Origin of the sequence: Variovorax paradoxus EPS, from assembly GCF_000184745.1 — a bacterium.
Lineage (GTDB): Bacteria > Pseudomonadota > Gammaproteobacteria > Burkholderiales > Burkholderiaceae_C > Variovorax > Variovorax paradoxus_C.
In genome coordinates this window covers 6,193,078-6,219,614 of sequence record NC_014931.1, presented here as the reverse complement: position 1 = coordinate 6,219,614, position 26,537 = coordinate 6,193,078, and the positions used below count along the sequence as shown (strand labels likewise).

The following is a 26,537-nucleotide window of genomic DNA, read 5'->3' as shown; positions in this document are numbered from 1 at the left end:
CAGAATCAACGTCACGTGAAAAACCAGGAGTACGAAGCGATGAATGACGAAGATGGACTTGGCGGGCTCGAAGGTGTCGTGGCCGCGCACACCGTGCTGTCCGAAGTGGACGGCGCCGCCGGCCGCTTGGTGATCCGCGGCCACCAGCTCGACGAGATCGCGCAGCGCTGGCGCTATGAAGACGTGGTGGCGCTGTTGTTCCAGGGCTTCTTCGACACGGTGCCGAATGCCGCCGCACTGCGCGGCGCCCTCGGCCGCGCCCGCCGCGAAGCCTTCGAGCGCCTGCAGCCCAACGACGACGCGGTGCTGCGCAAGATGCCGCCCATCGAGGCGGTGCGCGCGCTGCTCGCGCGGCTGCCCGATGGCGACGACCTCGCCACCGCATTGCGGCTGGTTGCGGCGCCCGCCGTCTACACCGCGGCCGTGATGCGCTGGCGCCTCGGCGTGCAGGCCCTCGCGCCCGACGAGTCGCTGCCCTATGCGGCCGACATGCTGCGCATGCTGCACGGCCGCACACCCACGGCCGCGCAGGCCGCCGCGCTCGACACCTACCTCGTCACCGTGTGCGACCACGGCCTCAACGCCTCGACCTTCGCGGCGCGCGTGGTCGCATCCACGGGGGCGGGCCTGGCATCGGCCGTGCTCGCCGGCATCAGCGCACTCAAGGGTCCGCTGCACGGCGGCGCGCCCGGCCCGGTGCTCGATGCGCTCGATGCCATCGGCACCGCGGCCAACGCGCGCCACTGGCTCGAAGGCGCGGTGGCGAGCGGCCGGCGCCTGATGGGCTTCGGCCATCGCATCTACCGCGTGCGCGATCCGCGCGCCGATGCATTGAAGGGCGCGCTGCGCCGGTTGAGTGTCGAGGGCAGCGTCAACGCCGCGCGCTTCGAACTGGCCGAGGCCGCCGAGCAGGCCGCGCTGGCGATCCTGCGCGAAAAAAAGCCCGACCGCGCGCTGGAAACCAACGTCGAGTTCTACACCGCGCTGCTGCTCGAAGCCCTGGGTTTCGGCCGCGAGAGCTTCACCTGCGTGTTCGCCGCGGGCCGCGTGAGCGGATGGGTGGCGCATGCGCGCGAGCAGGTGAAGAAGGGGCGGCTGATCCGACCGCAGTCGGTGTACGTGGGCCCCATGCCGCAGGACGCCGATACCGAACTCGCGCACTGACTCGCGCACCGAGCCGACTGCTTTTCGGGCGCACCTGTCGCAATCCGATACCCTCGCCGTTTTCGCGCACTGGGGCCTTTGCCGGCCGCACCGCGTGTCATGTAGGGCGAAGGTATCCCCAATGACGACATCCTCCATCGAGCGCGTGCAGCGCCTGCCCAAAGACTTCGCGCTCATCGCGCTGGCCATCCAGGCCGGTGTCGCTGTGGCCGGGATCGGCTCGCAGTTGATCTGGTCGCCTTATGCCGAAGACATGCGTCGGGTCTACGCCACGGCGCAAACCCTGGTGCCGATGCTGTCGTCGGCCTTCGTGAACTGGGCGTTCGCCGCCCTTCTGACCTGGTGCTTCGCACGCCATACGCTCGATCGCCGTGGCCCCGCCGGGCTGGCGCGTCCGGGGGGTGCCCGCGGCATCTTCGGGGTCGTCTTCTTGCTGCTGGTGCTGGCGCAGGGTTATGTGCTGGCGCCGCTGGTCCACCAAGCGGCGCTGTCCTATATCCAGAACACCGCGGGGTCGATGGCCGCGGCGGGCTTTGTCTTCGCGCTGAGTTCGGTGTTGCAGTTGGTGCTGGTGGCGCTGATTGCGTGGTTCGCCTGCTGGCTGGCGCTGCGGCGTCGATCCGGCGGCAGCGCCGGCGGTGTGGATGCTTCGGCGCCCGCGGCTTCTTCCTCGTCGTCTCGGCGTGCTGCGATCGCCTGGGTCGTCGGCGTGTTCTTCGTGTGCCTGCAGATGTTGATGAGCAGCCTGTTCCAGGGCTGGATCGGCATGCAGCAGGCTCCAGGCGCCGGCCCGCTCGTGTTGGGTTGGATCGTTGCGCCGCTGGTGGTCCTCGCACTGACGTTCTGGGGCGCCTGGATGGGCGCGCGCGAGGCCGCGCAGCCGCGACCGCTGCGCGCCATCGCCGCATCGGCGCTGGCTTTCGTGCTGCTGCAGCTGGTCTGCATCGCCATTGCCATCGCGTGGATGCTGTGGGTCCTGCGCCCCGGCCACGTGGGCAACATCGTCGGCCCCGCGGTAGGGCTGGCGGTCATCTACGTGGTCCTGATGGTGATGCTGACGCGTTCGACCGTGGGCTGGCTCTATCGGCGCGTCCAGGCTGCGCCTGCGCAGTGATCGGGTGAGCATTCCCATGGCGACCAATCTTTCCGTCGAGCGCGCACAGCGCTTGCCTTGCGACGTTGCATGACTTGCGGCGGGCCTTCATGCGGGGCTCTTCGTCGCGACCACGTTCCTGCAACTCTGCCGCTTCTGATCGGCACGAGACTTGAGGAACCAGTACGCAAGGGCGAGCGTATGGATTCCATTGCTCTTCCACGCCGGCACAACCGGGCTGGCTGCTGGCCGCCACGCTGGCCTGGAGCCATGCGCGCCATGCGCGCCATGCGCTCGTCGCTATTTCGTTGCTGACGGGCGTGCTGGCGGCTGGCTTGGTGCCGCGTCACGGGCCGCGCGGGTTGAAGCACATCCTTTCCGCGCCGTGGCTGCGGCGGCGCCGGCCGTCGTGCTGTTGCAGCTCACCTGCATCGCCGTCGACTGGATGTGCTGTGGATAACAGGCGACGTTGGGCTGCACGGTGGCGGCAAGATGCTCGACCACATCGTGGCGCTGGCGGCGATTCACCTGCTTCTACCGCCGCTACTTGTAGCTGCGAGTGTCCTCGATCACCTTGCCGTCGTTCGGCAGCGCGTCGGTTCCATCGCCGCGATCTGTCACAGCGTGCGTGCGCCGCCAGTGTTGCGTCAACTCTTGTCGAAGACACGCCTGTAGCGCACATGGCCACCAAGTTCGCGACGCGTCTTGTTGGTCACCACCCGCACTCCGACGCTGGTCGTTAGGTTTTCCATGGCCAGCAGCTGCTCGCGATCCTTGTCGGTGAGCTCGGGAAATCCGCCCTGATGCGAGGTCTGGTGCTCATGAATTCGGCGCTCCAGATCCGACAGCGACGCCAAGGGTCTGGCTTCGTTGTAGCTCGTCTGAGGACGCACCGTGCCGTTGCCTGTGCGGAGCCACTCCATGTTCGCGGCGATCAGGTCCACCTTGCGCTGGATCTGCGCAATCTTTTCCTTGCGGTCGAAATCGGTCACCGGCCCCACCATGTAGAAGGATGCGTGCGAGTCGTGCAGCATCTGGTCGAAGAAATCGTCGACCAGCTTCGGCATCCTGGTCGATGGCGGGTGGAGATATTCCTTGCGCACGCGCAGGAAGTCGCGCTGGGCTTGATCGAGACGTGAAGTGTCGGGTCCGTGCGGATTGGCCTTTGCCTGTCGGTCTGCGACTTGCTTCATTTCAAGGGCCTTCGCAATGTCCGAAGAAAAGTCGGAGTCGCTTTCCCACACGTCGATCTGGTCTTGCCGCACGGCCTTCGCGTAGGAAGGCAACTTGTGCATCTGGCCCTTGTGCTGAAGACGCCAGCGCCAATACAGCTGGACGTGGCCGTGCAAGTGGTCTTCGACGGTGCCGTTGATACCGGTGGCGAATCCGCGGTAGGCGTTGAAGAGTTTTTCGCAGGTGGGGTCGATCACAAGATCTTCGGCCGTCCGGGCAGTTTTGCCACTTGCTTTTAACGCGTCGATGTTTAACAGCGGCACCATGCTGCGCTGTGCCTCGCGGTACATGTCCAGAAGCGGCATCTGCGACAACAGCTTGGTGCGCGAGTCGATTGCCTTGCCTTGGCATCCTGGGTCATAGCCGCCGCCCACATCCGAATGCGCGCCGGGGTAGACCTTCTCGATGCAGTTGGCGGGGTACTGCTTCTCGCCGATGCGCCCGGTCGACAGCGGGAAGTTGATGCGAATCTCATGCGCAGCGCACAGGTGCACCGTGCGTTCCACGCTGGGCACGATGTCCAGTGTGCCGTTGGCCCAGCCGCCCAGGCCGCGCCAGAAGGGCGAGGAGTCGGCCATGCCTACGGAGGCGACGGAGTCGAACAGTCCGAGAAATTGAAAGCGAAACGGCACACCCGCCAACGTGTAGCCGCCAGCCGGCCCCTTCTTGAGCATGATGTGATGCACGAAATGGCAAAAGGCCCGCGCCTGCGCCGCACCGCGCGAAAAGCCAAATACCGAGACGTTGACCTGCAGCAGCTTTCTGGACGGTGTCGCAGCGGCCTTGCTGCCGAGCAACCTCTCCAGTTGATTGACCTTGCCTAACGTGCCACCGATGAAGTAACCGCGTTTGCCTTCCAGTCGGTTGCCGGTTGTCAGGCTGGCGTGCAGGGGGGCCGTGGTGGCGTCACGCCCTGCTGTTGCGTCCTCGATCAACAATCTACCGGGAACAATCCCCTGGTGCATCGCGTTAAGCAACTGAATCATGGCCCAGTTGATGCGTGCGTCGCCCCCTGCGGCCATCGACTTGCCGTCAGGGGTTTCGGTCTTCTCGCCAACCTCGTCGAAAGGAGTTCCAACGCCCGGAACGTAGAAGCGGTAGTAGCCTTCGTCAGGCGCATCCTTGAAGGTATCGTGCAGAACCACCACATTGCTGTGACTGCGCTTGTTGGGGTCTTTGACATTTTCCTGATCACGCTTCTTGTTGTTGTTTGTGCCATCGAAAAAAATCCCCACGTGGATCATCGAAGAGCACATGTTTGTCTTGTCTTTGTAGTCGACGCAAGCAGATGCGCCGATGCGCTGCATCTGCTCGATCAAACTGAATGGTCGTGCGCTAGGTAGAGCGGCGGGCATTGATTGGACGGACATAGTTGGTTCTCCCTATTGCTGTGCTATTCAGTGATATTGGGTTTTTTCGGGTAGCCCATGCGCGAGGGGTGTTCCGGACTCAATAGACCCATTTCCGATACCCATATCTGCATCTCGTCCTTGGGCAGAAAAAACACCTGAAGCCTGCCGCCTTTTTCGCCGTAGGGCTTCACGGGAATAACTTTGCTGAGAGTGCGTTCAGTCCAACAGCACGCAATTTGTTCCTGTGTCGACAAGGTTGCAATTTGCGTATAGGGCACTTTCCAATCTCCAATAGTCCAACTCACCTTGACCGTAAGTCCCGGCGTCCACTTCGCCGGCAGCGACACGCAGCACGACGTCGATCCACCACCGCCATAAGGTGGCAGATTGGAGCCGCGCATGCCGTTGACGTAGTACTCCTGCACGCCCTCGGCCGTGAAGTTGTAGCCGGTGATGCCCACTGTCATCGGCTTCGCAGCCGTGGGCTTGCAAGCCGCAAGACTCAGGCCGGCGGCTAACAGGATGCACATGGCGAGCCATCGGTAAAGACGAACCGCTCCCCCTTGCCTGATCGGCCCGAAGGGGCGCTCGCCGGGCAGGGCGACGGGCATTGATTGGACGGACATGGTTGGTTCTCCCTGTTGCGGTGTTATTCGGTGGTGTCGGGCTTCTTGGGGTAGCGCATCCCCGAAATATGTTTCTCGTGGCCCAGGTCGTACTGGCTGACCCATACCTTGATGTCGTCTTGGGGAAGGAAAAACACTTGAGCGATTCCCCCCACCTCATAGCGTTCCACGGGAACAACTTTGCTGAGAGTGCGTTCTGCGGAACAGCATTTGATTTGCTCATCAACGGACAAATGCTTGCGACTTTCGTAGGGCGTCGTCCAATGGCCCATCGTCCAACTTACCTTGACCGTGAGCTCCGGCGTCCACTTCGCGGGCAGCGATACACAGCACGACGTCGATCCACCACCGCCATACGGCGGCAGATTGGAGCCGCGCATGCCGTTGACGTAGTACTCCTGCACGCCCTCGGCCGTGAAGTTGTAGCCCGTGATACCCACAGTCATCGGTTTCGCAACCGAAGGTTCGCAGGCGGCGAGACCCAATGCGACCGCCAACATGACAGACGCACCGAGCCATCGGTACAACAAGCGAATGCCTATCCCCCGGAATTTCGAAATGGCGGATGGAAGCATGCAGGCCGATGCGAAGACGCGGTACAGGTGAATCATCGGAATCCTTTGGATGGAGCCGCGCTCGCCGCCGCTTTCTCGGTTGCAAGGCGTTTGAGCGCTTGCCATTGGGCGGAATCCCAACGAGAGATTTCATCGTGCAGCGCTGCGGTGCCGCTGCGCACGCGCAACCAGCTTTCTCCCAGCTCGGGCAGCGCCTCGAATCCGTCCGGGGCGCGCAATGCGAGGGAGACGAAGGCCCATTGGTCTTTTTGACGATGGATGCCCAGTGCCCCCATTTTTTGCGACATGGCCTTCAGCCATCGATGCAGTTCAGACCCGCTGCGCTCATCGGTCCATCCAGCTTCCACAGATTTCATGCCGGCGTGCAGCATGTCGGCTTCGGCCTCGTCGAGCAGCGCCGCGTATTGGGCGTCGTCCAGCACCAGGGTGGGCGCGGCTAACTGCGCTGTCGGCATAGCCTCTGTCTCTATGCCTTGCAAGCGGCCGTTCCGGCCGGGCCAGGCCCACGCGTGCAGCGCGGCGTGCAAGCGCGCTTCCTGTGCCGGCCGCACATGTGGCAAGAAGCTGCCGAGTACGCGTGTATCGCCGATGCGCAGGTAGAGCGGCATGCCATCCGACGTTTCTGCGGCGGCCAGCCATGCAAGCGTGGCGCATAGCGTGGGCAAGGTTGTCGAACTGCGCACGAAGCTCACGCAGGGTTTTTCCGCCACGGCTTTGCGCAAAGTCTCGAGTCCGTCGATGGCGAGCAGTTCACGCCAGCGCCACAGAAAAAGCCCCAGCTCTTCGTAGTCGGCCAGTGGGGTGCCATCGAACGCATGGACGGCGGGACCATAGACACTGCGCATCTGTTGGAGGCCGTCGCTTTCCAGGATCGCGCCGTCCACCAGCACCTGCAGTGTGTCGGAAGTCTGCCCCTGCGCATCCAGGCCATCGCTCCACGCCGTTACTGCAGTCAGAGTGGCCGAGGGAAGATCGTCTTGAAGGTAGGTGCGGTTCATCAGCGCTTTCCAAAAGGTACGCCGGCAGCCAAAGCCTTGCGCAGGCATTCCTTGCAGATGGGCTCCGGAAATTTGATGTCCGGCAGAGGCAGGCTCTTGGGGCCCACCGTGCTGTGGATGCTGGCGTGTTCGCGCCAGAGCCCCTGCGTGCCATGCTCGATGCCCGCGCTGCTCCAACGGCTGTAGCTGGTGCCGCCGTTGATCTGCACCTCTTCTTTCGCGGTGATGGTGATCTTGTTGGCAGTCAGTGTGATGTTGAGCTTGGCCAGCAGATTGAGGCTGTTCTTCAGTGCCGTGATGTCGATGTCGGCATTGGCCGCCACCAGCCGCATGCCCGCGTTGAAGGCAAACAGCCGAATGGCTTCCTTCGCGCTGGCCAACAGGCTGCCCATGGTGCTGAGGCTGAGGTGCTTGCCGCTGGTGAGCGCGATGTGTTCTTCGCTCGCAATGTGGGTGCTGCCGCCGGTGGTGACTTCGATACCTGCAGGACTGGCCAAGACCAGATGAGGCTCTTGCAATTCGGGAAAGGTGCCGGTGTCTGCCGAGTGGAGGCCACGAATGACGTCGTTCTGCGTCTTGAGCGCGCTCGCCACATCGCTTTGGTCCACGCCGTCGTCTTGGGCCTTGGCCTGCTGGGCCGCTTCTGCCAGGTTCTCATGCTGTTCGCGCGCGAGCGTCAGGCGCTGCACGGTCTCCCCCATGTCCTTGACATGGCGTACGGCATTGCCACGCGCTTCGGTGGTGATGAGCATTCCGTTTTGTGCCCGCAGAACACCGTGCCCGTCCGTGCGCAGTTCAAACCCTTCGCCCCGATCGTCCTTGCGCCCCGCGTTGTCTTCGATTCGCGTGATGTGCCCAAGGCTCAACTGACTGTGCTGATGGTCGCTCTTGAGCTGAACCTGGATCTTTCCGGCCGTGTCGTCCATCGCTAAGTGGTTGCTGCGCCCCGCTGTGCTATTGCCACCTTCCTCGGCCAGCTCGCGACTCCTGAAACCCGATAACGCTTGCTGACCCGGCAGCGCCCACGGCGGCAGGTTCGCTTGGTTGTAGGCCCGCCCCGTGCAAATCGGCAGATCCGGGTCCCCGCCGATGAAGTCGATGATGACCTCCTGGCCGATGCGCGGGAGCTGGATACCGCCCAACTGGTTGCCCGCCCACGGGCTGGACATTCGAATCCAGCAGGTGCTGTGCTGGTTCTTCTGGCCGATGCGGTCCCAGGGGAACTGCACCTTGATGCGCCCCAACGCATCGGTCCAGATGTTCTGGCCGGCGGGGCCCACGACCAGCGCGGATTGAGGGCCTCGGGTGAAGGGTTTTGCCCGGCTCGGGATTGGGCGCAGCGGCTCGATCATCGGATGCGCGGTGAAGTCGACCTCCACTTTCCATTGCTGCTTGCGATCGGGAGCCGCATCGCCGATCTGGCTGTCCTGCGCGACGTCTTCGATCAGGAAGCGGGTGTCCAGGATCAGGTACTCGGCATTGGCTTTCCGGCGTGGATGCTTCTGAAGCTCGAAACTGCAACCGGGCACCATGCCGCGCAAATTACCGCTGGCCCGCGCCCTGGCGCCATGGGTGCGCAGGGCCTCCATGCGAAGAAGCGCCAACTGGTCGCCTTCGCCGTGGGGATCGTTCGCCTCGGCACTGCCGGCTCTGGGCTGTGCGTAGTGGCTGCCGGCGGCACTGCCTTCATGCCATTGGTACACCTCGCCGTCGGCCTGGCCCGTCGCTCTCGGGTCTTTGCGGCTCTGGCTCAGGTCGGCCCGGGGGCGTGTGTAGTCGTACTCGCGGCTGGTGTACCTGCCGCTGGTCAGGTGGTGGTGCGGAACAAAGCTGCTGACGTACTCCGCATCCACCTTCCAGCCGGGCGCGTGGTACTCGACTTCCTGGTAGGCCGTGCTGTCGTTCTTCTTGTATGCACCCATGTTGTCGATGAGAACCAGGTGGTGCTTGCCTTCGCTGTGCCGAAAAAAATAACTGACACCAACCTCCTGGCACAGGCGCTCGAAGAATTCGAAGTCGCTCTCGTTGTACTGGACTTGGTAGTCGCGCTCCGGATAGGTCTCGATGAGGCGCTTGTCGACAGGAAAGGTGTAGTCGGAAAGAAGCTCATCGAGGATCTGAACAACATTCTTGTTCTGGAAGATCCTGCAATTGGTGGTGAGGGTTGCGCGGTACAGCCAGGGGCGCAACGTGAGCCTGTACTGGACGTGCCGTCCCTCTTCGCCCCAGACTTCCGCGTCTGTGATGAGCGCGTTGATCTGGCGCACGCCTGCGCCGATGTGGTCGACCGACTCCCCCGAAGCGCCGGGAAGGAACCGGCCCGCACCGTCGAGCTGGATCGAGCAAGTGATCTCGCGCCCGATGAAGCTGTCCAGATCGAAGTCCATCGCACCGCTGGCGCCAAGGTTCAGGACATCGGGCGTCTTGAGCAGCAGCCCGTACTCGAACAGGCTGTTGAGCCCTTCGTGCCCTGAAAGGTGCACCGGCTCCAATGCCGGACGGCCCAGGATCAACGGAATGGCGATGCTGCTGATGTCGAGCGTGCGCATTGGCGCAGCACTGTGTGCGGACATGTGTTCTCTCCCATAGCCCGCGCCCACGATCAGATGCAGGGACGCGGATTATGGGAAGCTCACCGCCGCCAAAAACGGAGGGAAAGAATCAGGCAACTATTGCAGAGCGGGTGATGTGACGGACTGCACAATCATGTGGCGCTGGCGGCGATATGAGGCGATCAATGACGCCCAACGGAGGCAGCGTCCATCTAACAACCAGATCTCAAGTCAGTGATTGCGATAAAGCCGTGTGTGCAGTAGCTACTTGTAGCTGCGCGCGTCCTCGATCACCTTGCCGTCGTTCGGCAGCGTCCCCGGTGCCACCAGCTCGATGGTGCCGCGCAGCTTGGTCACCTCGCGCACCGCATCGGCAATGCGCGCATCGAGCCCGTCCGGCGCGCCTGCGCATTCGAGCTTGAACGTCATCTGGTCGTCGCCCATCTCGCCCGACACCACAAGGCGCGCGCGCTGGATCTCCGGAAAGCGCCGCGCGATCTCCGCCACCTGCGACGGGTGCACGAACATGCCACGCACCTTGGTCGTCTGGTCGGCGCGACCCATCCAGCCCTTGATGCGCTTGTTGGTGCGGCCGGTGGGGCAGGTGCCCGCGAGCACGGCCGAGAGGTCGCCGGTGCCGAAGCGCACCAGTGGGTAGTCGGGGTTGAAGCTGGTGACGACGATCTCGCCCACCTCGCCATCGGGTACCGGGTCGCCCGTGCCGGGGCGCACGATCTCCACCAGCACGCCCTCGTCGATCACCAGGCCTTCGCGTGCGCTGGTCTCGTACGCGATGAGGCCGAGGTCGGCCGTGGCGTAGCACTGCGTGCCCTTCACGCCGTGCGCGGCGATCCAGTCGTGCAGGCTCGGCGGAAAGGCTTCGCCGGACACGAGCGCCTTGGTGAAGGGCAGCTTCTGGCCTTTCTCCTCGGCCTTCTCCAGCAATATCTTCAGGAAGCTCGGCGTGCCCGCATAGCCTTCAGGCTTCAGGTCGGCAATGGCTTCGAGCTGCTGCTCGGTCTGGCCGGTGCCGCCCGCGAACACGGTGCAGCCCAGGGCGTGCGCGCCGGTTTCCATGATGGAGCCGGCCGGCGTCATGTGATAGCTGAAGCTGTTGTGGATGAGGTCGCCGCTCCGAAAGCCGGCCGCATGCAGCGCGCGCGCCGTGCGCCAGTAGTCGCGCGCTTCGCCCTCGGGTTCGTAGATGGTGCCGGGGCTCGCGAACACGCGCGGCATGCGAGGCCCGCGCACGATCGATGCGAAGCCGCCGAAAGGATCGTCGGCCCGGCGTTGCTTCTGCAACTCGAGCAATTCCGATTTGCGCGTGACCGGCAGTTGCTCGAGCGCCTGGCGCGTCGTGATGTCCGCGGGCTTCACGCCGTCGAGGATCTTCTTGAACGCGGACGTGGCTGTCTGCGCCTGCGCGATCTGTTTCGGCAATGCGGCGAGCAGGTCGCGCTCGCGTTCGGCGGGGTCACGGATCTCTAGCTTGTCGTAGTGGTCGGTCATGTCCGTACCCTTTATCTTTCGGTTCGGTCTTGCTCCCTCTCCCGCAAGCGGGAGAGGGCTGGGGTGAGGGTCGGCGATGATGGCGGAGGCTGTGTCTGTGCAAAGGCCGATGCCCTCACCCTGACCCTCTCCCGCAAGCGGGAGAGGGAACAAGACAAAACCGTCAAGCCAGCCACCTTTTGCGCCGCTTGTAGCTCTTCACATCGCGAAAGCTCTTGCGGTCCGCGCCGCCGACGCCAAGGTAGAACTCCTTCACGTCCTCGTTCTCGCGGAGGCTCTTCGCCTCGCCGTCCATCACGATGCGGCCGTTCTCCAGGATGTAGCCGTAGTCGGCGTAGCGCAGCGCCATGTTGGTGTTCTGCTCGGCCAAAAGGAAGGTCACGTGTTCCTTGGTGTTGAGGTCTTTCACGATCTCGAACACCTCTTCCACGATCTGCGGCGCGAGGCCCATCGAAGGTTCATCGAGCAGCACCATCGTCGGGTTGGCCATCAGCGCGCGGCCGATGGCGCACATCTGCTGCTCGCCGCCCGAGGTGTAGGCCGCCTGCGAGGTGCGGCGTGTCTTCAGGCGCGGGAAATACGCGTACACCTTGTCCAGCGTCTGCTGCACCGCGGCCTTGCCGTCGGTGCGCGTGTAGGCGCCGGTCATCAGGTTTTCTTCGATCGTCAAGTGCGCGAAGCAGTGGCGGCCCTCCATCACCTGGATGAGCCCGCGCTTGACCAGCTCGGCCGGCGACAGCGCCTCGATGCGGTCGCCGCGCAGCTCGATCGTGCCCTTGGTCACCGCGCCGCGCTCGCCCGCAAGCAGGTTGCTCACCGCGCGCAGCGTGGTCGTCTTGCCCGCGCCGTTGCCGCCGAGCAGCGCCACGATGCCGCCTTCGGGCACGGTGAGCGAGACGCCCTTGAGCACGAGGATCACGTGGTTGTAGATAACCTCGATGCCGTTGACGTTGAGAAGGATTTTGGGTTCGCTCATGGTGTGGTCCGAAGCATTCGCAAGGACAGCAGAGGCTGCCGTCCTTGCGAATGGCGGCTCTTGCGAGCCGCCACCGCACTTTCTTTGGGTGTCAGTGCATCAGGACTGGCAGTCGGCCGCTTCGCGGCGCGTCAGCTTCTTCTCGCCGGCGTACTTGTCGGCGGCGGCCTTCACCATCGGCTTGATGATCTGTTCGTCGGCTTCATACCAGTCGGACATGCCGCCCCACTTGGCACCGTCCCAGGTATGGACGCGCGCCCAGGTCGAGCCCATGTGGTCCTGGCACGAGGTGCTCACCGGACGCATCACGCCCGAGAAGCCCAGTGCGTCGAGCTTCTTCTGGTCGAGCGCGAGGTTTTCCATGCCCCAGCGCACTTGCTCGCCGGTCATGACCTTGCCCTTGCCGAAGCGTTCCTGTGCGCGCTTGACGGCCTCGATGGTCAGCATCTGGATGATCACGCCGCGCGTGTAGAGCACCGAGCCCACTTCGTCCTTCGGACCCGTGCCCTGGCCCTTGTCGTGCACCTGCTTCAGGATCTCCTGGATCACCTTGGGCTGCGTGCCCGAGGTGTTGAGCGCGAGCGCGTTGTAGCCCTTGGCGTTGGCGCCCACGTCCTTCACGTCGGGTTCGGCGCCGGCCCACCACACGCCGTACATCTTCTCGCGCGGGTAACCCGTGGCCACGGCTTCCTTCAGGGCGGTGGAGTTCATCACGCCCCAGCCCCACAGCAGCACGAAGTCGGGCCGCGACTGGCGCACCTGCAGCCAGGCCGACTTCTGTTCCACGCCGGGCGCGGTCACCGGAATCAGCGAGAGCTCGAAGCCGTTTTGCTTGGCGCGTTCCTGCAGGAGCGGAATCGGCTCCTTGCCGAACGGCGAGTCGTGATAGACGAGGGCGATCTTCTTGCCCTTGAGCTTGTCCATGCCGCCTTCTTTTTTGCCGATGTGCTGGATCAGGATGTCGGCCGCGGTCCAGTAGCTGCCCATCAGCGGGAAGTTCCACTTGAACACGCCGCCGTCCTGCGAGGCCGAGAGGCCGTAGCCCAGCGTGATGAGCGGGATCTTGTCGTTGGGCACCTTGTCGGTCAGCGCGAAGGTGATGCCGGTGGCTTGCGGATCGAACAGCGCGACGCCCGGGCGGCCCTTCAGGCGTTCGTAGCATTCCACGCCCTTGTCGGTGGCGTAGCCGGTCTCGCACTCTTCATAGGCGATCTTCACGCCGTTCATGCCGCCGGTGGCGTTGACGTACTTGATGTAGTCCTGCTTGCCGTTGGCCCATGGCGTGCCGTTGGGCGCATAGGGGCCGGTGCGATACACCAGGAGCGGGAAGAACTGCTCCTTGGCCTGCGCCTGTGCGAGCGATGGCGCGAGCATGGCGCCGAGGGTGCTGGCCACCAGGGCGGCGGTCAGAGCGAGCGATTTCAGTTTCATGCCTGTCTCCTTTTGTGGGCACCTCGGTGCCGGTTTTTACGAACGAACGAACGAACGGAACTCTCGAAATGCGTTGTCAGTGCGGGAAGGGCCAGAGCCGCAACTTCTCCTTGGCCGTGGACCACAGCCGCGCGAGGCCGTGCGGCTCGACGATCAGGAAGAACACGATCAGCGCGCCGAAGATCATGGTCTCCAGGTGCGAGGCCAGCGCGGTCGAAATCGAGAAGCCCAGCCACGCGGGCAGCTGGTTCAGAAAGAGCGGCAAGAGCACGATGAATGCGGCGCCGAAGAAGCTGCCCATGATCGAGCCGAGCCCGCCGATGATCACCATGAACAGCAGCTGGAACGAGCGGTCGATGCTGAACGCCGCCGGTTCCCACGCACCCAGGTGAATGAAGCCCCACAGCGCGCCCGCCACGCCGACGATGAAGCTGCTCACCGCAAAGGCCGTGAGCTTGGCGTACACCGGGCGGATGCCGATCACCGCGGCGGCCACGTCCATGTCGCGCATCGCCATCCACTCGCGGCCGATGGCGCTGCGCACCAGGTTCTTTGCCAGCAGCGCGAACACCACCACGAAGATGAGGCAGAACAAATACTTCTGCACCGGCGACTCGATCGGCACGCCGAACACGTTGAGCCCCGCCACGCTCACCGAACCCGAGGACGAGTTGTTGGTGAACCACTGGATGCGCAGGAACGCCCAGTCGGTGAAGAACTGCGCGGCCAGCGTGGCCACCGCGAGGTACAGGCCCTTGATGCGCAGGCTCGGAATGCCGAACAGCACGCCGATCACCGTCGCGCAGAGGCCCCCCAGCAGCAGCGAGGCGATGAGCGGCATGCCGTCGATGCGCACCTGGAAGTTGTAGGCCGCGTACGCCCCCACTGCCATGAAGGCGCCGGTGCCCAGCGAGATCTGTCCGCAATAGCCGACCAGGATGTTGAGGCCGAGCGCTGCGAGCGACAGGATCAAAAAGGGCGTGAGGATGGCGCGCATCCAGTAGTCGGACACGCCCAGCGGCACGACGATGAACGCCACGAGCAGCAGCACCAGCATCGCGATGCGGTCCTGAGCGATGGGCAGGATCTGTTGATCGGCCCTGTAGCTCGACTTGAACTGGCCGTTTTCTCTATAGAACATGGCTCAGACCCGATCAATGATTTTTTCGCCGAACAAGCCCTGGGGCCGAACCAGCAGGAAGACCAACGCCAACACGTAGGCGAACCAGATCTCGATGCCGCCACCGAGCATGGGGCCGAGATAGATTTCAGACAGCTTCTCGCCCACGCCGATCAAGAGGCCGCCGATGATCGCGCCCGGAATCGAGGTGAGTCCGCCGAGGATCACCACCGGCAGCGCCTTCAGCGCCACCAGCGAGAGGGAAAACTGCACGCCGAGCTTGGAGCCCCAGATGATCCCGGCCACCAGTGCCGAGAAGCCGGCCACCGACCACACGATCACCCAGATGCGCTTGAGCGGAATGCCGATGGACTGCGCGGCCTGGTGGTCGTCGGCCACTGCGCGCAGCGCCCGGCCGGTGGCGGTTTTCTGGAAGAAGATGGCCAGCACCACCACGAGCGCTGCCGACACCGCTGCGGCCACCAGGTCTTCCTGGCTCAGCAGCAGGCCACCGGGGAAGGTGCCTTCGAGCACCATCAGCGGTTCCTTGGGCATGCCCACGTCGATCTTGTAGATGTCGTTGCCGAAGATCGTCTGGCCCACGCCATCGAGGAAGTAGGCGATGCCCAGCGTGGCCATCAGGAGCGTGATGCCCTCCTGGTTCACCAGCTTGCTGAGCGCGAGCCGTTCGATGAGCCAGGCCACCACGACCATCACCGCCATTGCCGCGATGAAGGCCAGGATGTTCGCGAGGATGAGGCTCTGGAAGCCGAACCACAGCGGGAACCATTCGGAGAACCGCGCCATGGCGAGTGCCGCGAACAGCACCATCGCACCCTGCGCGAAGTTGAAGACGCCCGAGGCCTTGTAGATCAGCACGAAGCCGATGGCGATCAGCGAATAGAGCATGCCGACCATGAGGCCGCCGAACAGGGTTTCGAGGAAAAAGCCCATGTCAGTTTCTTTCTCCCTCTCCCGCCTGCGGGAAAGGGTTGGGGTGAGGGTAAGCGGCCTTGGCAAGGCCGCTGTGGGTGGTCAGGCCGTCAGCCCTCACCCCAGCCCTCTCCCGCAAGCGGGAGAGGGAGCAAGACAGGAGGCCGTCGTGCGGTGTCATGTCAGTGCTCCACACCCAGGTACGCCCGAATCACGTCTTCGTTGTTCCGAACTTCATCCGGCGTGCCGTCGCCGATCTTCTTGCCGTAGTCCAGCACCACCACGCGGTCGGAGATGTCCATCACCACGCCCATGTCGTGCTCGATCAAGACGATGGTCGCGCCGAACTCGTCGTTCACATCGAGGATGAAGCGGCTCATGTCCTGCTTCTCCTCGACGTTCATGCCCGCCATCGGCTCGTCGAGCAAGAGCACCTGCGGCTCCATCGCGAGCGCGCGGCCGAGGTCCACGCGCTTCTGCAGGCCGTAGGGCAGGCGGCCCACCGGCGTCTTGCGGTGCGCCTGGATCTCCAGGAAATCGATGATGTGCTCGACGAACTCGCGGTGCCGCAACTCCTCGCGTTCGGCCGGACCCCAGCGGAAAGCCTGTGCGAGCAGGCCGCTCTTCATCTTGAGGTTGCGCCCCGTCATGATGTTGTCGAGCACGCTCATGCCCTTGAAGAGCGCCAGGTTCTGGAAGGTGCGCGCCACGCCCATCTCGGCCACCTGGCGCGAGTTCATGTGCTTGAAGGTCTGGCCGCGGAAAGTGATGGAGCCCTGCTGCGGCCAGTAGACGCCGTTGATGCAGTTCAGCATCGAGCTCTTGCCCGCGCCGTTCGGTCCGATGATGGCCCGCACCTCGTGCTCGCGCACGTTGAAGCTGATGTCCGTGAGCGCCTTCACGCCGCCGAAGCTCAGGCTGATGTTCTGGACGTCGAGGATGACGTCGCCGATCTTTCGGTTGCTCATGCGGCGGCCTTCACGATGGGGAAGGTCTTGGCTTCGTTGATCTTCAGCGTGGCGCTGACAACCCCCGTGCGTCCGTCCTCGAACTTGACCTGGGTCTCGATGAACTGCGCGGTCTTGCCGCCATAGAGCGCATCGACCAGCACGGCGTATTTCTCGGCGATGAAGCCGCGGCGCACCTTGCGCGTGCGGGTCAGCTCGTCGTCGTCGGGGTCCAGTTCCTTGTGCAGCACGAGGAAGCGCGCAATCTGCGTCTCGCCCATGCCGTCTTCGCTCGCGAGGTCGGCGTTGACCTTGCCGATGCATTCGGCAATCAGCGCGAGCACCTCGGGCTTGCCGGCCAGGTCGACGTAGCCGCCATAGGCAAGGCCCCGGCGCTCGGCCCAGTTGCCCACCGCTTCGAAGTCGATGTTGATGGCCGCGCAGACCTCGTTGCGGCCATTGCCGAAGCACACGGCTTCCTTGATCTGCGGGAAGAACTTGAGCTTGTTCTCGATGTAGTTGGGCGCAAAGATCGCACCGCTCACGAGCCGGCCGACATCCTTGGCGCGGTCGATGATGCGCAGGTGCCCTTCGCTGTCGAGCACGCCAGCATCGCCGGTGTGGAAGTAGCCGTTGGCATCGAGCACCTCGGCGGTGGCGTCGGGGCGCTTGTAGTACTCCTTGAGAACCGAGACGCCGCGCACCAGCACTTCGCCGTCTTCGGCGATCTTCAGTTCGATGCCCGGTGCGGCGGTGCCCACGGTCTGCAGCTTCACTTTGCCGTCCTGCTGCAGGCACACATACGCGCAGGTCTCGGTCTGGCCGTAGAACTGCTTCAGGTTCACGCCGATGGAGCGGTAGAAGCGGAACAGGTCGGGCCCGATGGCCGCGCCGGCCGTGTACGCCACGCGGATACGGCTCATGCCCAGCACATTGCGCAGCGGCCCGTAGATCAAGAGGTTGCCGAGGCCGTACATCAGCCGGTCGCCCGTGCTCACCGGCGCACCGTTGAGGATGTCTGCACCCACGCGCTGCGCGAGCGCCATGAACTTCGCATAGAGCCAGCGCTTCGGTGCGGCCGCATCTTCCATCCGGATCGACACTGCAGTGAGCAGCCCTTCGAAGGTGCGCGGCGGGCCGAAGTAGTAGCTCGGGCCGATCTCGCGCATGTCGTTCATCACCGTCTCGGCGGACTCGGGGCAGTTGAGCGTGAAGCCGCCCACCAGCCACTGCGCCACCGAGAAGAGGTGGTCGCCCACCCAGGCCATCGGCAGGTAGCTCATGATGTTGTCGCCGGGGCCGAGCCTGTCGGTCTCCACGCCGCCGCGGCCCGCCGCGATGAAGCTCGCATGCGTCTGGCACACGCCCTTGGGGCGGCCGGTGGTGCCCGAGGTGTAGAGGATCACGCCGACGTCGGTCGCTTCGCCGCTTGCCACCGCGCGGTCGTAGTAGCCGACGTTGGCCTTGTCGAACTCGCGGCCCAGCGCGCGCAGCTCCTCGTAGCTCATGAGCCCGGGCTGGTCGTAGTGGCGCAGGCCCTTGGGGTCGTCGTAGATGATGTGGCGGATGCCGTGCTGCTGGTCCTTCTGCAGCTCGCGGCACTCGAGCAGCTTGTCGACCTGCTCCTGGTCTTCGACGATCACGAAGTCGATGGCTGCGTCCTGCAGCATGAAGACCATTTCGCTCGCCACCGCGTCCTGGTAGAGCGGCACCGGCACGCCGCGCAGGCTCTGCGCGGCGACCACCGCCATGTACAGGTGCGGCCGGTTGGCGCCCACGATGGCGAGGTTGTCGAAGGGCTTGAAGCCGAGGCTCGCGAGGCCGCAGGCCATCTCGCGCACCTCCTCTGCCACGGCGTTCCAGTTCCAGGTCTGCCAGATGCCGAGGTCTTTCTCGCGCACGGCGGGCGACTCGGGTTGGGCCTGGGCATGCGCGAGCAGCAGCCGGGGGAAGGTGGGGTCGTTTGTTTGCACAGTGGGCGGATCGTAGGCTTCACTTTGACGCCCGGTTGTCGTTCCGACGACAATCCTAGGGACACTACTCCCCGGAGTTTCCCGATGCCTCACGGCAACCTCAACCAGAGCCCGCTCGGCTCGCTCGGCAACTCGATCAAGGATCGCGTGCGTCCCGCCAATGCCGCGGAGCTCGACGGCATCCCCTGGCTGCCCACGCTCACGCCCGCCGAACGCCGCCGCGCCGAGGCCGCGCTGGTGGTGGGCGAGGCCGAGCCCGGCGACCTCGTCTGCCGCGTCGGCCGCTCACCCACCTACTGGTTCGGCGTGGTCGAAGGCCTCTTGAAGATGAGCAACGACAACGCCGACGGCGGCTCGGTCACCTACACGGGCGTTCCGCCCGGCGGCTGGTTCGGCGAAGGCACGGTGATGAAGCGCGAGCCCTACCGCTACAACATCCAGGCGCTGCGCCGCAGCGTGGTGGCGGGCCTGCCGATCGAGAGCTTCCATTGGCTGCTCGATCACTCGATCGGCTTCAACCGCTTCGTGATGAACCAGCTCAACGAACGGCTCGGCCAGTTCATTGCCGCACTGGAGATCGACCGGCTCAACAACCCCGACGCCCGCGTGGCGCGCAACCTGGTGTCGCTGTTCAACCCGGTGCTGTATCCGGGCGTGGGCGAGGTGTTGCGCATCACCCAGCAGGAACTCGCGTACCTCGTCGGCTTGTCGCGCCAGCGCGTGAACGAGGCGCTCAATGGGCTCTCGGCGCAGGGGCTGATCCGCGTGGAATACGGCGGGTTGCGCGTGCTCGATCTGCCGGGCCTGCGCGCGACCGCGATGTCGAACAAGAAGAACGCCTCGGCGGAAACGGAAACCTCATGACCCTCAAAGACCAGCTCCAGGTCGTGCCCGCGAACGCGGAAGCGGCCTTCATTCCACCGCCCGAAACGACGAAGGCGAAAGCCGCAGACACCGGCCCGACGCTCGAAGAAGCCATCGCGCGCAACGAGACGCTGACCGAGAAGATCGATGCGCTCGATGCGATCCTGGCCAAGCCGCTCAGCGAGATCCTCGGCGACCGCGAGAAGGCCGAGGAAGCCGCGCTCGCCTGGGATCGTTTCGGCGCGATGTGGATGCTCTCGCAGCGTGCGATCCGCCGCGTGGCGCTCGACCTCGCGGCGCAGCTCGGCGTGAGCGAAGAAGAAGTCGTCGCGCGTGCAATGACGAACGCCAACGCGGTGCTCAACGGCGCGGATGAAGTCGACCTCGGCGGCACCATCGCGCCCGCGCAACTGCAGCACATCGCGCGGCACGGCGCCTTCCTGCGCAAACAGTTCCGTACCGGTTGAGCCGCAAGGCCTCTCGATACCCCTTAACCTCCCGGCCTCTCCCCGCCTTCGTTCAAGAAAGACTTTCCCGATGACTGCTTCTCACCTCACCCTGATCACCGGCGCCTCGCGCGGCCTGGGCCGTGCCATGGCCGAGCAGTTGCTGCAGGCCGGCCACACGGTGCTCGGCATTTCGCGCAAGCAAGATGCGCAACTGGCCGACGTGGCCAAGGCCGCCGGCGCCGAACTCGTTCAATGGGAGCAGGACCTGTCCGACCCGGTCGCCGCATCGGCCCGCGTGTCGGCCTGGCTCAAGACCTTGGATGCACAGCGCTTCGACAGCGTGACCCTCATCAACAACGCCGGCACGGTCGGCAACCCGGCGCCGCTCGCGAGCGCCGTGCCGGCCGAGCTGGCACAGGCGCTGCGCATCGGCCTCGAAGCGCCGATGCTGCTGACTGCCGCGTTTCTCGGTGCCACGCGCGAATGGCGCGGCGCGCGCAAGGTGCTGAACATCTCGTCTGGCCTCGGCCGCAACGCGATGGGCAGCCAGGCGCCTTACTGCGCAGCCAAGGCCGGCATGGACCGTTTCTCGCAGGCCGTGGCGCTCGAGGAAGCGGGCACACCGAACGGCGCGCGCATCGTCTCGCTCGCGCCGGGCATCATCGATACCGACATGCAGGTGCAACTGCGCGGCGCATCGGCCGAGAACTTTCCGGACCGCACGCGCTTCGTGAGCATGAAGGAAGAAGGCCGCCTCGACAGCCCCGCGAGCGCCGCCGCCAAGGTGCTCAAGTACCTGGCGCGCGAAGACTTCGGCGCGAACCCCGTGGCCGACGTGCGCGACCCGACCTGAACGCCCGGAAGAAAGAAGAAAGCGAACACGCCATGGCCACCGCAAAGTCGATCGACACCCTCGAGTACAAGCTCTTTCCCTCGCCGAGGAACGTGCACCGCATCGTCTTCGAACACCAGGTATTCGTGCCGTACCCGTACGCGCTGATCGTGATGGACGAGTTCTACTTCAAAGGGCGCTACAGCCTGTTCTCGGCATGCAGGATGAGCGACGGGAAGATGGGGCAGGTGGCGACGTTCGAATTGGCTTCGGACGTGGACATCTTCAACACCAAGTTCGTACCGGACTGAACCCCGGTATTTCGCCCTCCCCCGCTGGGGGAGGGCAGGGGTGGAGGCAAGCGGCGCATCGAGCGTCGACGGCGCATTGACCGCCGCATGCCCCCATCCCAACCTTCCCCCAGAGGAGGAAGGAGCAAGACAGTATCACTGCATCGCGAACCGATCCCGCTGCGCCTCTGCGCACTCCCCCATCACGTTCAACGCGCGCGACACCGCGGGCGTGCCGATCACGAACGGATTGGCCCCGTTCGCCGGCTGCTGCCGCAGCGCCGCCAGGCGGGTCTGCGAACTGTCCATGGCCGAGTGGTTCGACAGCAGCACATCGACGTTCTGCGCCTTCACCACGGTGTCCATGCGCCGCGTGGCGCCGATGTAGCTCTCCAGCCGCGGCAGGTTCTTGCCGAAGTTGAAGGCGGTGCCGCCCCAGAGCATCGCGCGGTGCTTCCGGCCATTTGAAGTCACGTCGAACACCGGCGAGATCGTGCCCATGGTGTGGCCCGGCGTGATGTAGAGCGTGAGGGTGGTGTCGCCCAGCGTGAGGCGGTCGCCGTCTTTCACCGAAACGTCGCCCGCGCCGCGCTTGGGCGGCGCGCCCCAGATCGGCGTCGCGAACTCGAGCTTCGTCTCGGTCATCGTCCAGTCGGCCTCGCTCATCACCACGCGGGCGCGGTACTTCTGCGCAAGGTAGGGCGCGCCGCCGTAGTGGTCGCCGTGGCCGTGCGTGACGACCACGTACTTGATCTGGGCCGGGTCGAGGCCGAGCCGGCGCATGCCGCCCTCGATGAGCGCGGCGGCTTCCATCTGGTTGTTGAGCGCATCGATGAGGATGATGCCGTCCGAGGTCTTGATCGCCCAGGCGCTCACCCAGTCCGCACCCACGAAGTAGAGGTTGTCGAAGGCCTTGCCCGGCGGCGGCGCAGGCTTGTCGATGAGCGCCTTCAGGCCCTTGTCGAGCTCGGCCTGCGGCGGCTGTGCGGCGGGCGCGGGTTTGCACAGCGACAGGAACGGCAGGAGGTCGGTGCCGGCCGTGCGCGTGGCCGCGGCGACGTGCGCGGCCACGGTGGCTTCCGAAGGAGGTTGTTGTTGCTGCGCCGGTGTTTGCGCGCAGCCCTGGAGGAACGCGGCAACCGCTGCCAGGGCGGTTGTCTTCAGCAGCAGGGTGCGTGAGTTCTCGCGAAGAAATGCCATCGGTGTCTCCATGCCGTCGTCGCGGCCCGTTGTGGAGACACCATTCTGCGACTGCGAGGCTTATTCGATGGTCGCGCCCGAGGCTTGCACGATGCCCTTCCACTTCTCGTAGTCGGTCTTCAGCAGCGTGCCGAAGTGGTCGGGCGTCATGCTTTCCGGTTCCGCGCCCTGGGCGATGATCGCGGCCTTCATTTCGGGCGTGGCCAGGAGCTTGTTGATCTCGGTGTTGAGCGTGGCGACGATGTCCTTGGGCGTGCCGGCGGGCACGAAGACGCCATACCAGGTGCTCACGTCGAAGCCCTTGTAGCCGAGCTCGGCGACGGTGGGCGTCTCGGGCAGCGAGGTGCTGCGCTTGGCCGAGGTCACGGCGAGCGGACGCAGCTTGCCGGCCTTGATCTGCGCCAGTGCCGAGGGCACCGACGACACCATCAGGTCGACGTTGCCCGCGAGCACATCCATCATGGCCGCGTTGGAGCCCTTGTAGGGCACGTGGCGCATCTTGATCTTGGCGGCGCTGTTGAAGATCTCGCCGGCCAGGTGGATGGTGGTGCCGTTGCCGGGCGAGCCGTAGGTGACGGTGTCGGGCGCGGCGCGCGCAGCCTTCACCACGTCGTCGAGCGTCTTGAACTTCGAGTTGGCCTGCGTGACGATCACCACCGGCGTGTAGGCCACATGGGCCACGGCCGTGAGGTCCTTCACCGGGTTGTAGCTCAGGTTCTTGTAGAGCCAGGGCGCCACGACCATGTTGTCCTTCTGGCCCATCACGATGTCGTAGCCCGTGGGCGCGGCGCGCGCGGCCTCGGCGATGCCGATGGTGCCGCCGGCGCCGCCGCGGTTGTCGGGCACCACGGTCCAGTGGTTGGCCTCGGTGAGCTTCTGCGCGACCAAGCGCGCCAGGATGTCGGTGCCGCCGCCGGGCGGGAACGGCACGATCATGCGGATGGGCTTGGCGGGGTAGCTTTGCGCATGCACGGCGACGGCGGCAAAGGCCAGGGGAAGCGCCAGCGCAAGGGCCAGCGTGCGGGTGAGTTTGCGGATCATGGGTTTGTCTCTTGGTCTGGACGGATCGGGGTTGCAGCTGTGGCGACGATGGAGGTCTTTTGGCCTCACTGCACCGAGGGTGCAGTGTGCCGCAAGCGCCGCGATGGTGTTTTCGTGGTTTGCGATGGGCCCCGTATCAGACGGCGGCGACTTGACAGGGCAGTTTCGGCGCCGAACATGACATGTCGATCCATACCAAGGAGAGACAACCATGCTCGGAAACATCGATGCAGCGCCCAACCTCGCGGTGAAAGACCTCGCGGTGGCCCGCCGCTTCTACGAAGACACGCTGGGCCTTTCGCAAGTCGACGCGGAGGGCGACGAAGTCGTCGTCTACCGCAGCGGCAACACGCGCATCAACGTGTACCGCTCCGAATTCGCCGGCACCAACCAGGCGACGGCCGTGACCTGGCAGGTCGGCTCGGACATCGAGCGCCTCGCCGCGGCGCTCAAGGCCAAGGGCGTGCGCTTCGAGCACTACGACATGCCCGATACGAAGCTCGAAGGCGACCTCCATGTCATGGGCGGCATGAAGGTCGCGTGGTTCAAGGACCCGGACGGGAACATCCTGAACCTGATCAACGGCTGATCGATCAGCTGAAGTCTCAACCGAAGTTCTTCGCCGCGAAGTCCCAGTTCACGAGCTTGGCCAGGAAGGTCTCGACGAACTTGGGGCGCAGGTTGCGATAGTCGATGTAGTAGGCGTGTTCCCAAACGTCCACGGTCAGCAGGGCCGTGTCAGCGGTCGTCAGCGGCGTGCCGGCGGCGCCGGTGTTCACGATGTCCACCGAACCGTCGGCCTTCTTCACGAGCCACGTCCAGCCCGAACCGAAGTTGCCAACGGCGGACTTCACGAAGGCTTCCTTGAAGGCGTCGTAGCTGCCCCACTTCGCATCGATGGCCTTGGCCAGCGCGCCGGTGGGGGCACCGCCGCCTTGGGGCTTCATGCAGTTCCAGAAGAAGGTGTGGTTCCAGATCTGCGCAGCGTTGTTGTAGATGCCGCCGCTGGCCTTCTTGATGATTTCTTCCAGCGTGAGGGCTTCGAACTCGGTGCCCTTCTGCAGGTTGTTGAGGTTCACCACGTAGGCGTTGTGATGCTTGCCATAGTGGTATTCGAGCGTCTCTTGCGAGTACTCGGGTGCCAGCGCGTCCAGGGCGTAGGGCAGGGGTGGGAGCTTGTGTTCCATCGTGGTTCCTTTTCGGTCGGTTGTGGGTAAATCGTTGTTCGGTGTTCAGTCAGTCGCGGGGCTTCGGGCTTACTTGGTAGGCGCAGCGCCGCGCACCCGCGAGCACATGCTCGACGCGGCTGACGGTCACCTCGGGCCCCAGCACTTCGTCGAAGAGTTGCAGTTCGCTGCGGCAAAAACCGGTGCAGGCCTGCGCCGCGGTGCAGATGGGGCAGTGGTTCTCGATGAAGAGAAAACCATCGCCCTCGGGCCGGAACTCGGCCATGTAGCCTTCGCGGCTGCGAATCTCGGCCAGCCGCTCCAGCCGTGTCTTGAGGCTGCGCGCGCCGCGCATCGCCTCGGTGTAGGTGGCGCGCATCGCGTTCTCGCGCGCGCCGATCAGCTGGTCCATGCCCTTCTCGCCGAACACGCTGATCACGGCGCTGATCATCTGCACCGTCATCTCGGCGTGCGTGTCGGGAAAGCGCTTGTGGCCTTCGCCCGTGAGGCGCCAGATCTGCGTCGGCCGCCCGCGTCCGCTAGGACGGCTTTCCGCGTCGACCAGGCCTTCGGTCTCCAGCTTGGCCATCTGCTGGCGTACCGCTTCCACCGTGACGCCCAGCACCTTGGCGATGTCGGGAATGCCGAGTGCGCCACGGGTCTTGAGCGTGGAGAGGATGCGGTCTGCCGGCTGGTGCGGCATCCAGGTGGGCTTGGCGTCGATGGGGGCGGACATGGACGTTTCGTGGGTTCTTGTGGGGCTCTTGCTAGGCCGATTGTCAGGCGGCCGGCCCTCCCTTCGAATCCGAGGGTGCTTGCCACCCGCCGCCCAGCGCCTTGTAGAGCGCGACGAGGCTGGTGTACGAGGCGGTTTCGGCCTCGGCCACCGCGTCCTGCGCACGCAGCAATGTACGTTGCGCATCGAGCACGCTCAGGTAGGGCGCGGCGCCCTCGCGGTAGCGGACTTCGGCCAGTTCGGCCGCGCGGCCGCTGCGGGCCGCGGCCTGCACCAGCGACTGCAGGCGCTGCTGGTTCTGGCCGTAGCCGGTGAGGGCGCTTTCCACGTCCTCGATGGCGCGCAGCACGGTCTGTTCGTAGAGCGCGCGGTCGCCCTCGGCACGCGCCTCGGCGCCGCGCACGCGGGCCTTGACCGAGCCCAGCCGGAACGCAGGCCAACTCACGCCCGGCGTCACGCTGAAGGCGCGGCTGGACGAACTGCCGAGGTCCGAACCGCGCAGCGCGATGAAGCCGAGGAAGCCGCCGATGTCGAAGCGCGGATACAGCTCGGCCGTCGTCGCGCCCACATCGGCCGTGCTGGCCGCGAGGCCGCGCTCGGCGCGCAGCACGTCGGGCCGGCGCCGCAGCAGATCGCCAACGTCGCCGATGGGCAGGCGCTTGTCGAGCACGCGCAACTGCTGCGGCCGCAGCATCGGATCGAGCTCTGCAGGACGCAGGCCCGCCAGCACCGCCACGCGGTATGCGGCTTGGCGGCGCGTGGTCTCGAAAGTGGGCAACTGGCTCTCGGTGGTCGCGAGGTTGGCCTGTGCGCTCGCGAGATCGCCTTCGAGCCCGCGGCCGGTCTGCACCTGCGCCTCGGTCACGAGCAGGCTGCTGCGCAGGCTTTCGAGCGTGCGGCGCGTCACCGCCAGGCGCTGCTCGGCACCGCGCATTTCGTAGTAGTTGCGCGCCAGTTCGGCCACGGCCACGATGCGCACCTGTTCGAGGTCGGCCGCGCTGGCTTCTGTGCGTGCGGTGGCTGCTTCGTTGAGGCGCTTGAGGCGCCCGAACAGGTCGATCTCCCACGAGGCATCGAAGCCCGCGCGGCTGCTCTGGGCGAGTGCGCGTGCGTCGGGCTGCGCGCCGCTGTTGCCCTGCGCGATGCCGCGCGTCTTGCTCGCGCCCACCGTCACGACGGGCAGGCGGTCCAGTTCGGCCTCGGTCTGCGAGGCGCGGGCTTCCAGCAGCCGCGCCTCGGCGATGCGGATGTCGTGGTTGGCGGCGAGCGCGCGTTCGACCAGCGCATCGAGCTGTGGATCGTCGAGCTGGCGCCACCAGTCGCGCTGCACCGCGTCGTTGGCGAACAGCGAGCGCTCGGGCGCCGAGATGGCGACGGGCGCGTCCGACGGCGCGGTGTAGGTCGGCCCGACCGCGCAGCCTGCCAGCACCAACGCACTGAGCACGAAGGGTGCGGTGTTGAGGAAAAGTCTTGTCAT

Annotated in this window: 24 protein-coding genes; 7 read left to right on the top strand and 17 right to left on the bottom strand. The window is 65.1% G+C overall.

The window, feature by feature from the left end:
- The first annotated feature begins 39 nt into the window (after positions 1-39).
- Together VARPA_RS28565 and VARPA_RS28560 are read left to right on the top strand one after the other, a co-directional pair.
- Positions 40-1,164 carry a citrate synthase/methylcitrate synthase gene (locus tag VARPA_RS28565; protein ID WP_013544071.1) on the top strand — a complete coding sequence of 375 codons (1,125 nt, stop codon included), beginning with the start codon at positions 40-42 and terminating at the stop codon, positions 1,162-1,164.
- Between the two features lie 121 nt (positions 1,165-1,285).
- Positions 1,286-2,278: a hypothetical protein gene (locus tag VARPA_RS28560; RefSeq protein WP_013544070.1), complete on the top strand. Its 993-nt coding sequence runs from the start codon at positions 1,286-1,288 to the stop codon at positions 2,276-2,278.
- A 626-nt stretch (positions 2,279-2,904) separates the two neighbouring features.
- On the opposite strand, the gene VARPA_RS28555 is transcribed toward VARPA_RS28560, so the two are convergent.
- The 12 genes from VARPA_RS28555 to VARPA_RS28500 form a co-directional block, all read right to left on the bottom strand.
- Complete coding sequence (locus VARPA_RS28555; RefSeq protein ID WP_167330564.1) at positions 2,905-4,809, bottom strand: T6SS phospholipase effector Tle1-like catalytic domain-containing protein; 1,905 nt, start codon at positions 4,807-4,809, stop codon at positions 2,905-2,907.
- 74 nt (positions 4,810-4,883) lie between these two features.
- Positions 4,884-5,468, bottom strand: coding sequence for a DUF3304 domain-containing protein (locus VARPA_RS30355; protein ID WP_013544068.1), 585 nt, complete (start codon positions 5,466-5,468; stop codon positions 4,884-4,886).
- A gap of 23 nt (positions 5,469-5,491) precedes the next feature.
- Entirely contained in the window at positions 5,492-6,079 is a 588-nt protein-coding gene (locus VARPA_RS28545; protein WP_013544067.1) for a DUF3304 domain-containing protein, read from the bottom strand.
- The gene (locus tag VARPA_RS28540) at positions 6,076-7,041 is read right to left on the bottom strand and encodes a DUF4123 domain-containing protein (RefSeq protein ID WP_013544066.1); all 966 of its coding nucleotides are present in this window, start codon (positions 7,039-7,041) and stop codon (positions 6,076-6,078) included. Before VARPA_RS28540 ends, VARPA_RS28545 begins: the two co-directional genes overlap by 4 nt.
- Complete coding sequence (locus VARPA_RS28535; protein ID WP_234974879.1) at positions 7,041-9,590, bottom strand: type VI secretion system Vgr family protein; 2,550 nt, start codon at positions 9,588-9,590, stop codon at positions 7,041-7,043. The genes VARPA_RS28540 and VARPA_RS28535 overlap by 1 nt, the downstream gene beginning before the upstream one ends.
- Positions 9,591-9,857: 267 nt before the next feature.
- Entirely contained in the window at positions 9,858-11,102 is a 1,245-nt protein-coding gene (locus VARPA_RS28530) for a phenylacetate--CoA ligase family protein (RefSeq protein WP_013544064.1), read from the bottom strand.
- A 163-nt stretch (positions 11,103-11,265) separates the two neighbouring features.
- A complete protein-coding gene (locus VARPA_RS28525) occupies positions 11,266-12,078 on the bottom strand; it encodes an ABC transporter ATP-binding protein (protein ID WP_013544063.1) in 813 nt (270 codons plus the stop codon).
- Between the two features lie 99 nt (positions 12,079-12,177).
- Positions 12,178-13,509, bottom strand: a complete 1,332-nt coding sequence (locus VARPA_RS28520; RefSeq protein ID WP_013544062.1) for an ABC transporter substrate-binding protein — start codon at positions 13,507-13,509, stop codon at positions 12,178-12,180.
- A 76-nt stretch (positions 13,510-13,585) separates the two neighbouring features.
- Positions 13,586-14,650 (bottom strand): branched-chain amino acid ABC transporter permease, encoded by a 1,065-nt coding sequence (locus VARPA_RS28515; RefSeq protein ID WP_013544061.1) that lies wholly within the window; start codon positions 14,648-14,650, stop codon positions 13,586-13,588.
- Between the two features lie 3 nt (positions 14,651-14,653).
- The gene (locus VARPA_RS28510; RefSeq protein ID WP_013544060.1) at positions 14,654-15,583 is read right to left on the bottom strand and encodes a branched-chain amino acid ABC transporter permease; all 930 of its coding nucleotides are present in this window, start codon (positions 15,581-15,583) and stop codon (positions 14,654-14,656) included.
- A gap of 161 nt (positions 15,584-15,744) precedes the next feature.
- On the bottom strand, positions 15,745-16,530 hold the full coding sequence (locus VARPA_RS28505) for an ABC transporter ATP-binding protein (RefSeq protein WP_013544058.1): 786 nt from the start codon (positions 16,528-16,530) through the stop codon (positions 15,745-15,747).
- Positions 16,527-18,482 carry an AMP-binding protein gene (locus tag VARPA_RS28500; RefSeq protein ID WP_013544057.1) on the bottom strand — a complete coding sequence of 652 codons (1,956 nt, stop codon included), beginning with the start codon at positions 18,480-18,482 and terminating at the stop codon, positions 16,527-16,529. Before VARPA_RS28500 ends, VARPA_RS28505 begins: the two co-directional genes overlap by 4 nt.
- Before the next feature lie 84 nt (positions 18,483-18,566).
- On the opposite strand from VARPA_RS28500, the gene VARPA_RS28495 reads away from it, so the two are divergent.
- From VARPA_RS28495 to VARPA_RS28480, 4 genes are all read left to right on the top strand, one after another.
- Positions 18,567-19,346, top strand: a complete 780-nt coding sequence (locus VARPA_RS28495) for a Crp/Fnr family transcriptional regulator (protein WP_013544056.1) — start codon at positions 18,567-18,569, stop codon at positions 19,344-19,346.
- A complete protein-coding gene (locus VARPA_RS28490; protein ID WP_013544055.1) occupies positions 19,343-19,813 on the top strand; it encodes a hypothetical protein in 471 nt (156 codons plus the stop codon). Before VARPA_RS28495 ends, VARPA_RS28490 begins: the two co-directional genes overlap by 4 nt.
- Before the next feature lie 70 nt (positions 19,814-19,883).
- Entirely contained in the window at positions 19,884-20,648 is a 765-nt protein-coding gene (locus tag VARPA_RS28485) for an SDR family NAD(P)-dependent oxidoreductase (RefSeq protein ID WP_013544054.1), read from the top strand.
- Between the two features lie 32 nt (positions 20,649-20,680).
- Entirely contained in the window at positions 20,681-20,938 is a 258-nt protein-coding gene (locus VARPA_RS28480) for a hypothetical protein (RefSeq protein ID WP_013544053.1), read from the top strand.
- Between the two features lie 135 nt (positions 20,939-21,073).
- On the opposite strand, the gene VARPA_RS28475 is transcribed toward VARPA_RS28480, so the two are convergent.
- Positions 21,074-22,117: an MBL fold metallo-hydrolase gene (locus tag VARPA_RS28475; protein ID WP_013544052.1), complete on the bottom strand. Its 1,044-nt coding sequence runs from the start codon at positions 22,115-22,117 to the stop codon at positions 21,074-21,076.
- A gap of 60 nt (positions 22,118-22,177) precedes the next feature.
- Positions 22,178-23,158, bottom strand: coding sequence for a Bug family tripartite tricarboxylate transporter substrate binding protein (locus VARPA_RS28470; protein WP_013544051.1), 981 nt, complete (start codon positions 23,156-23,158; stop codon positions 22,178-22,180).
- Positions 23,159-23,369: 211 nt separating this feature from the next.
- Here VARPA_RS28470 and VARPA_RS28465 point away from each other — a divergent pair, with 211 nt between their 5' ends.
- Positions 23,370-23,747, top strand: a complete 378-nt coding sequence (locus VARPA_RS28465) for a VOC family protein (protein ID WP_013544050.1) — start codon at positions 23,370-23,372, stop codon at positions 23,745-23,747.
- Positions 23,748-23,763: 16 nt separating this feature from the next.
- Here the strand turns inward: VARPA_RS28465 and VARPA_RS28460 are convergent, their stop codons facing one another.
- Genes VARPA_RS28460 through VARPA_RS28450 form a run of 3 tightly spaced genes read right to left on the bottom strand, consistent with a single transcriptional unit; the run spans position 23,764 to position 26,537 of the window.
- On the bottom strand, positions 23,764-24,345 hold the full coding sequence (locus VARPA_RS28460; protein WP_013544049.1) for a superoxide dismutase: 582 nt from the start codon (positions 24,343-24,345) through the stop codon (positions 23,764-23,766).
- Between the two features lie 49 nt (positions 24,346-24,394).
- On the bottom strand, positions 24,395-25,060 hold the full coding sequence (locus VARPA_RS28455) for a helix-turn-helix transcriptional regulator (RefSeq protein WP_013544048.1): 666 nt from the start codon (positions 25,058-25,060) through the stop codon (positions 24,395-24,397).
- Between the two features lie 43 nt (positions 25,061-25,103).
- Positions 25,104-26,537 (bottom strand): efflux transporter outer membrane subunit, encoded by a 1,434-nt coding sequence (locus tag VARPA_RS28450; RefSeq protein ID WP_013544047.1) that lies wholly within the window; start codon positions 26,535-26,537, stop codon positions 25,104-25,106.

Bases quoted from the DNA above. Each gene is read 5' to 3' on its own strand.
- VARPA_RS28565 (WP_013544071.1), top strand. From the start codon at position 40: ATGAATGACGAAGATGGACTTGGCGGGCTCGAAGGTGTCGTGGCCGCG.
- VARPA_RS28560 (WP_013544070.1), top strand. From the start codon at position 1,286: ATGACGACATCCTCCATCGAGCGCGTGCAGCGCCTGCCCAAAGACTTC.
- VARPA_RS30355 (WP_013544068.1), bottom strand. From the start codon at position 5,468: ATGTCCGTCCAATCAATGCCCGTCGCCCTGCCCGGCGAGCGCCCCTTC.
- VARPA_RS28545 (WP_013544067.1), bottom strand. From the start codon at position 6,079: ATGATTCACCTGTACCGCGTCTTCGCATCGGCCTGCATGCTTCCATCC.
- VARPA_RS28540 (WP_013544066.1), bottom strand. From the start codon at position 7,041: ATGAACCGCACCTACCTTCAAGACGATCTTCCCTCGGCCACTCTGACT.
- VARPA_RS28535 (WP_234974879.1), bottom strand. From the start codon at position 9,590: ATGCGCACGCTCGACATCAGCAGCATCGCCATTCCGTTGATCCTGGGC.
- VARPA_RS28530 (WP_013544064.1), bottom strand. From the start codon at position 11,102: ATGACCGACCACTACGACAAGCTAGAGATCCGTGACCCCGCCGAACGC.
- VARPA_RS28525 (WP_013544063.1), bottom strand. From the start codon at position 12,078: ATGAGCGAACCCAAAATCCTTCTCAACGTCAACGGCATCGAGGTTATC.
- VARPA_RS28520 (WP_013544062.1), bottom strand. From the start codon at position 13,509: ATGAAACTGAAATCGCTCGCTCTGACCGCCGCCCTGGTGGCCAGCACC.
- VARPA_RS28515 (WP_013544061.1), bottom strand. From the start codon at position 14,650: ATGTTCTATAGAGAAAACGGCCAGTTCAAGTCGAGCTACAGGGCCGAT.
- VARPA_RS28510 (WP_013544060.1), bottom strand. From the start codon at position 15,583: ATGGGCTTTTTCCTCGAAACCCTGTTCGGCGGCCTCATGGTCGGCATG.
- VARPA_RS28505 (WP_013544058.1), bottom strand. From the start codon at position 16,530: ATGAGCAACCGAAAGATCGGCGACGTCATCCTCGACGTCCAGAACATC.
- VARPA_RS28495 (WP_013544056.1), top strand. From the start codon at position 18,567: ATGCCTCACGGCAACCTCAACCAGAGCCCGCTCGGCTCGCTCGGCAAC.
- VARPA_RS28490 (WP_013544055.1), top strand. From the start codon at position 19,343: ATGACCCTCAAAGACCAGCTCCAGGTCGTGCCCGCGAACGCGGAAGCG.
- VARPA_RS28485 (WP_013544054.1), top strand. From the start codon at position 19,884: ATGACTGCTTCTCACCTCACCCTGATCACCGGCGCCTCGCGCGGCCTG.
- VARPA_RS28480 (WP_013544053.1), top strand. From the start codon at position 20,681: ATGGCCACCGCAAAGTCGATCGACACCCTCGAGTACAAGCTCTTTCCC.
- VARPA_RS28475 (WP_013544052.1), bottom strand. From the start codon at position 22,117: ATGGCATTTCTTCGCGAGAACTCACGCACCCTGCTGCTGAAGACAACC.
- VARPA_RS28470 (WP_013544051.1), bottom strand. From the start codon at position 23,158: ATGATCCGCAAACTCACCCGCACGCTGGCCCTTGCGCTGGCGCTTCCC.
- VARPA_RS28465 (WP_013544050.1), top strand. From the start codon at position 23,370: ATGCTCGGAAACATCGATGCAGCGCCCAACCTCGCGGTGAAAGACCTC.
- VARPA_RS28460 (WP_013544049.1), bottom strand. From the start codon at position 24,345: ATGGAACACAAGCTCCCACCCCTGCCCTACGCCCTGGACGCGCTGGCA.
- VARPA_RS28455 (WP_013544048.1), bottom strand. From the start codon at position 25,060: ATGTCCGCCCCCATCGACGCCAAGCCCACCTGGATGCCGCACCAGCCG.
- VARPA_RS28450 (WP_013544047.1), bottom strand. From the start codon at position 26,537: ATGACAAGACTTTTCCTCAACACCGCACCCTTCGTGCTCAGTGCGTTG.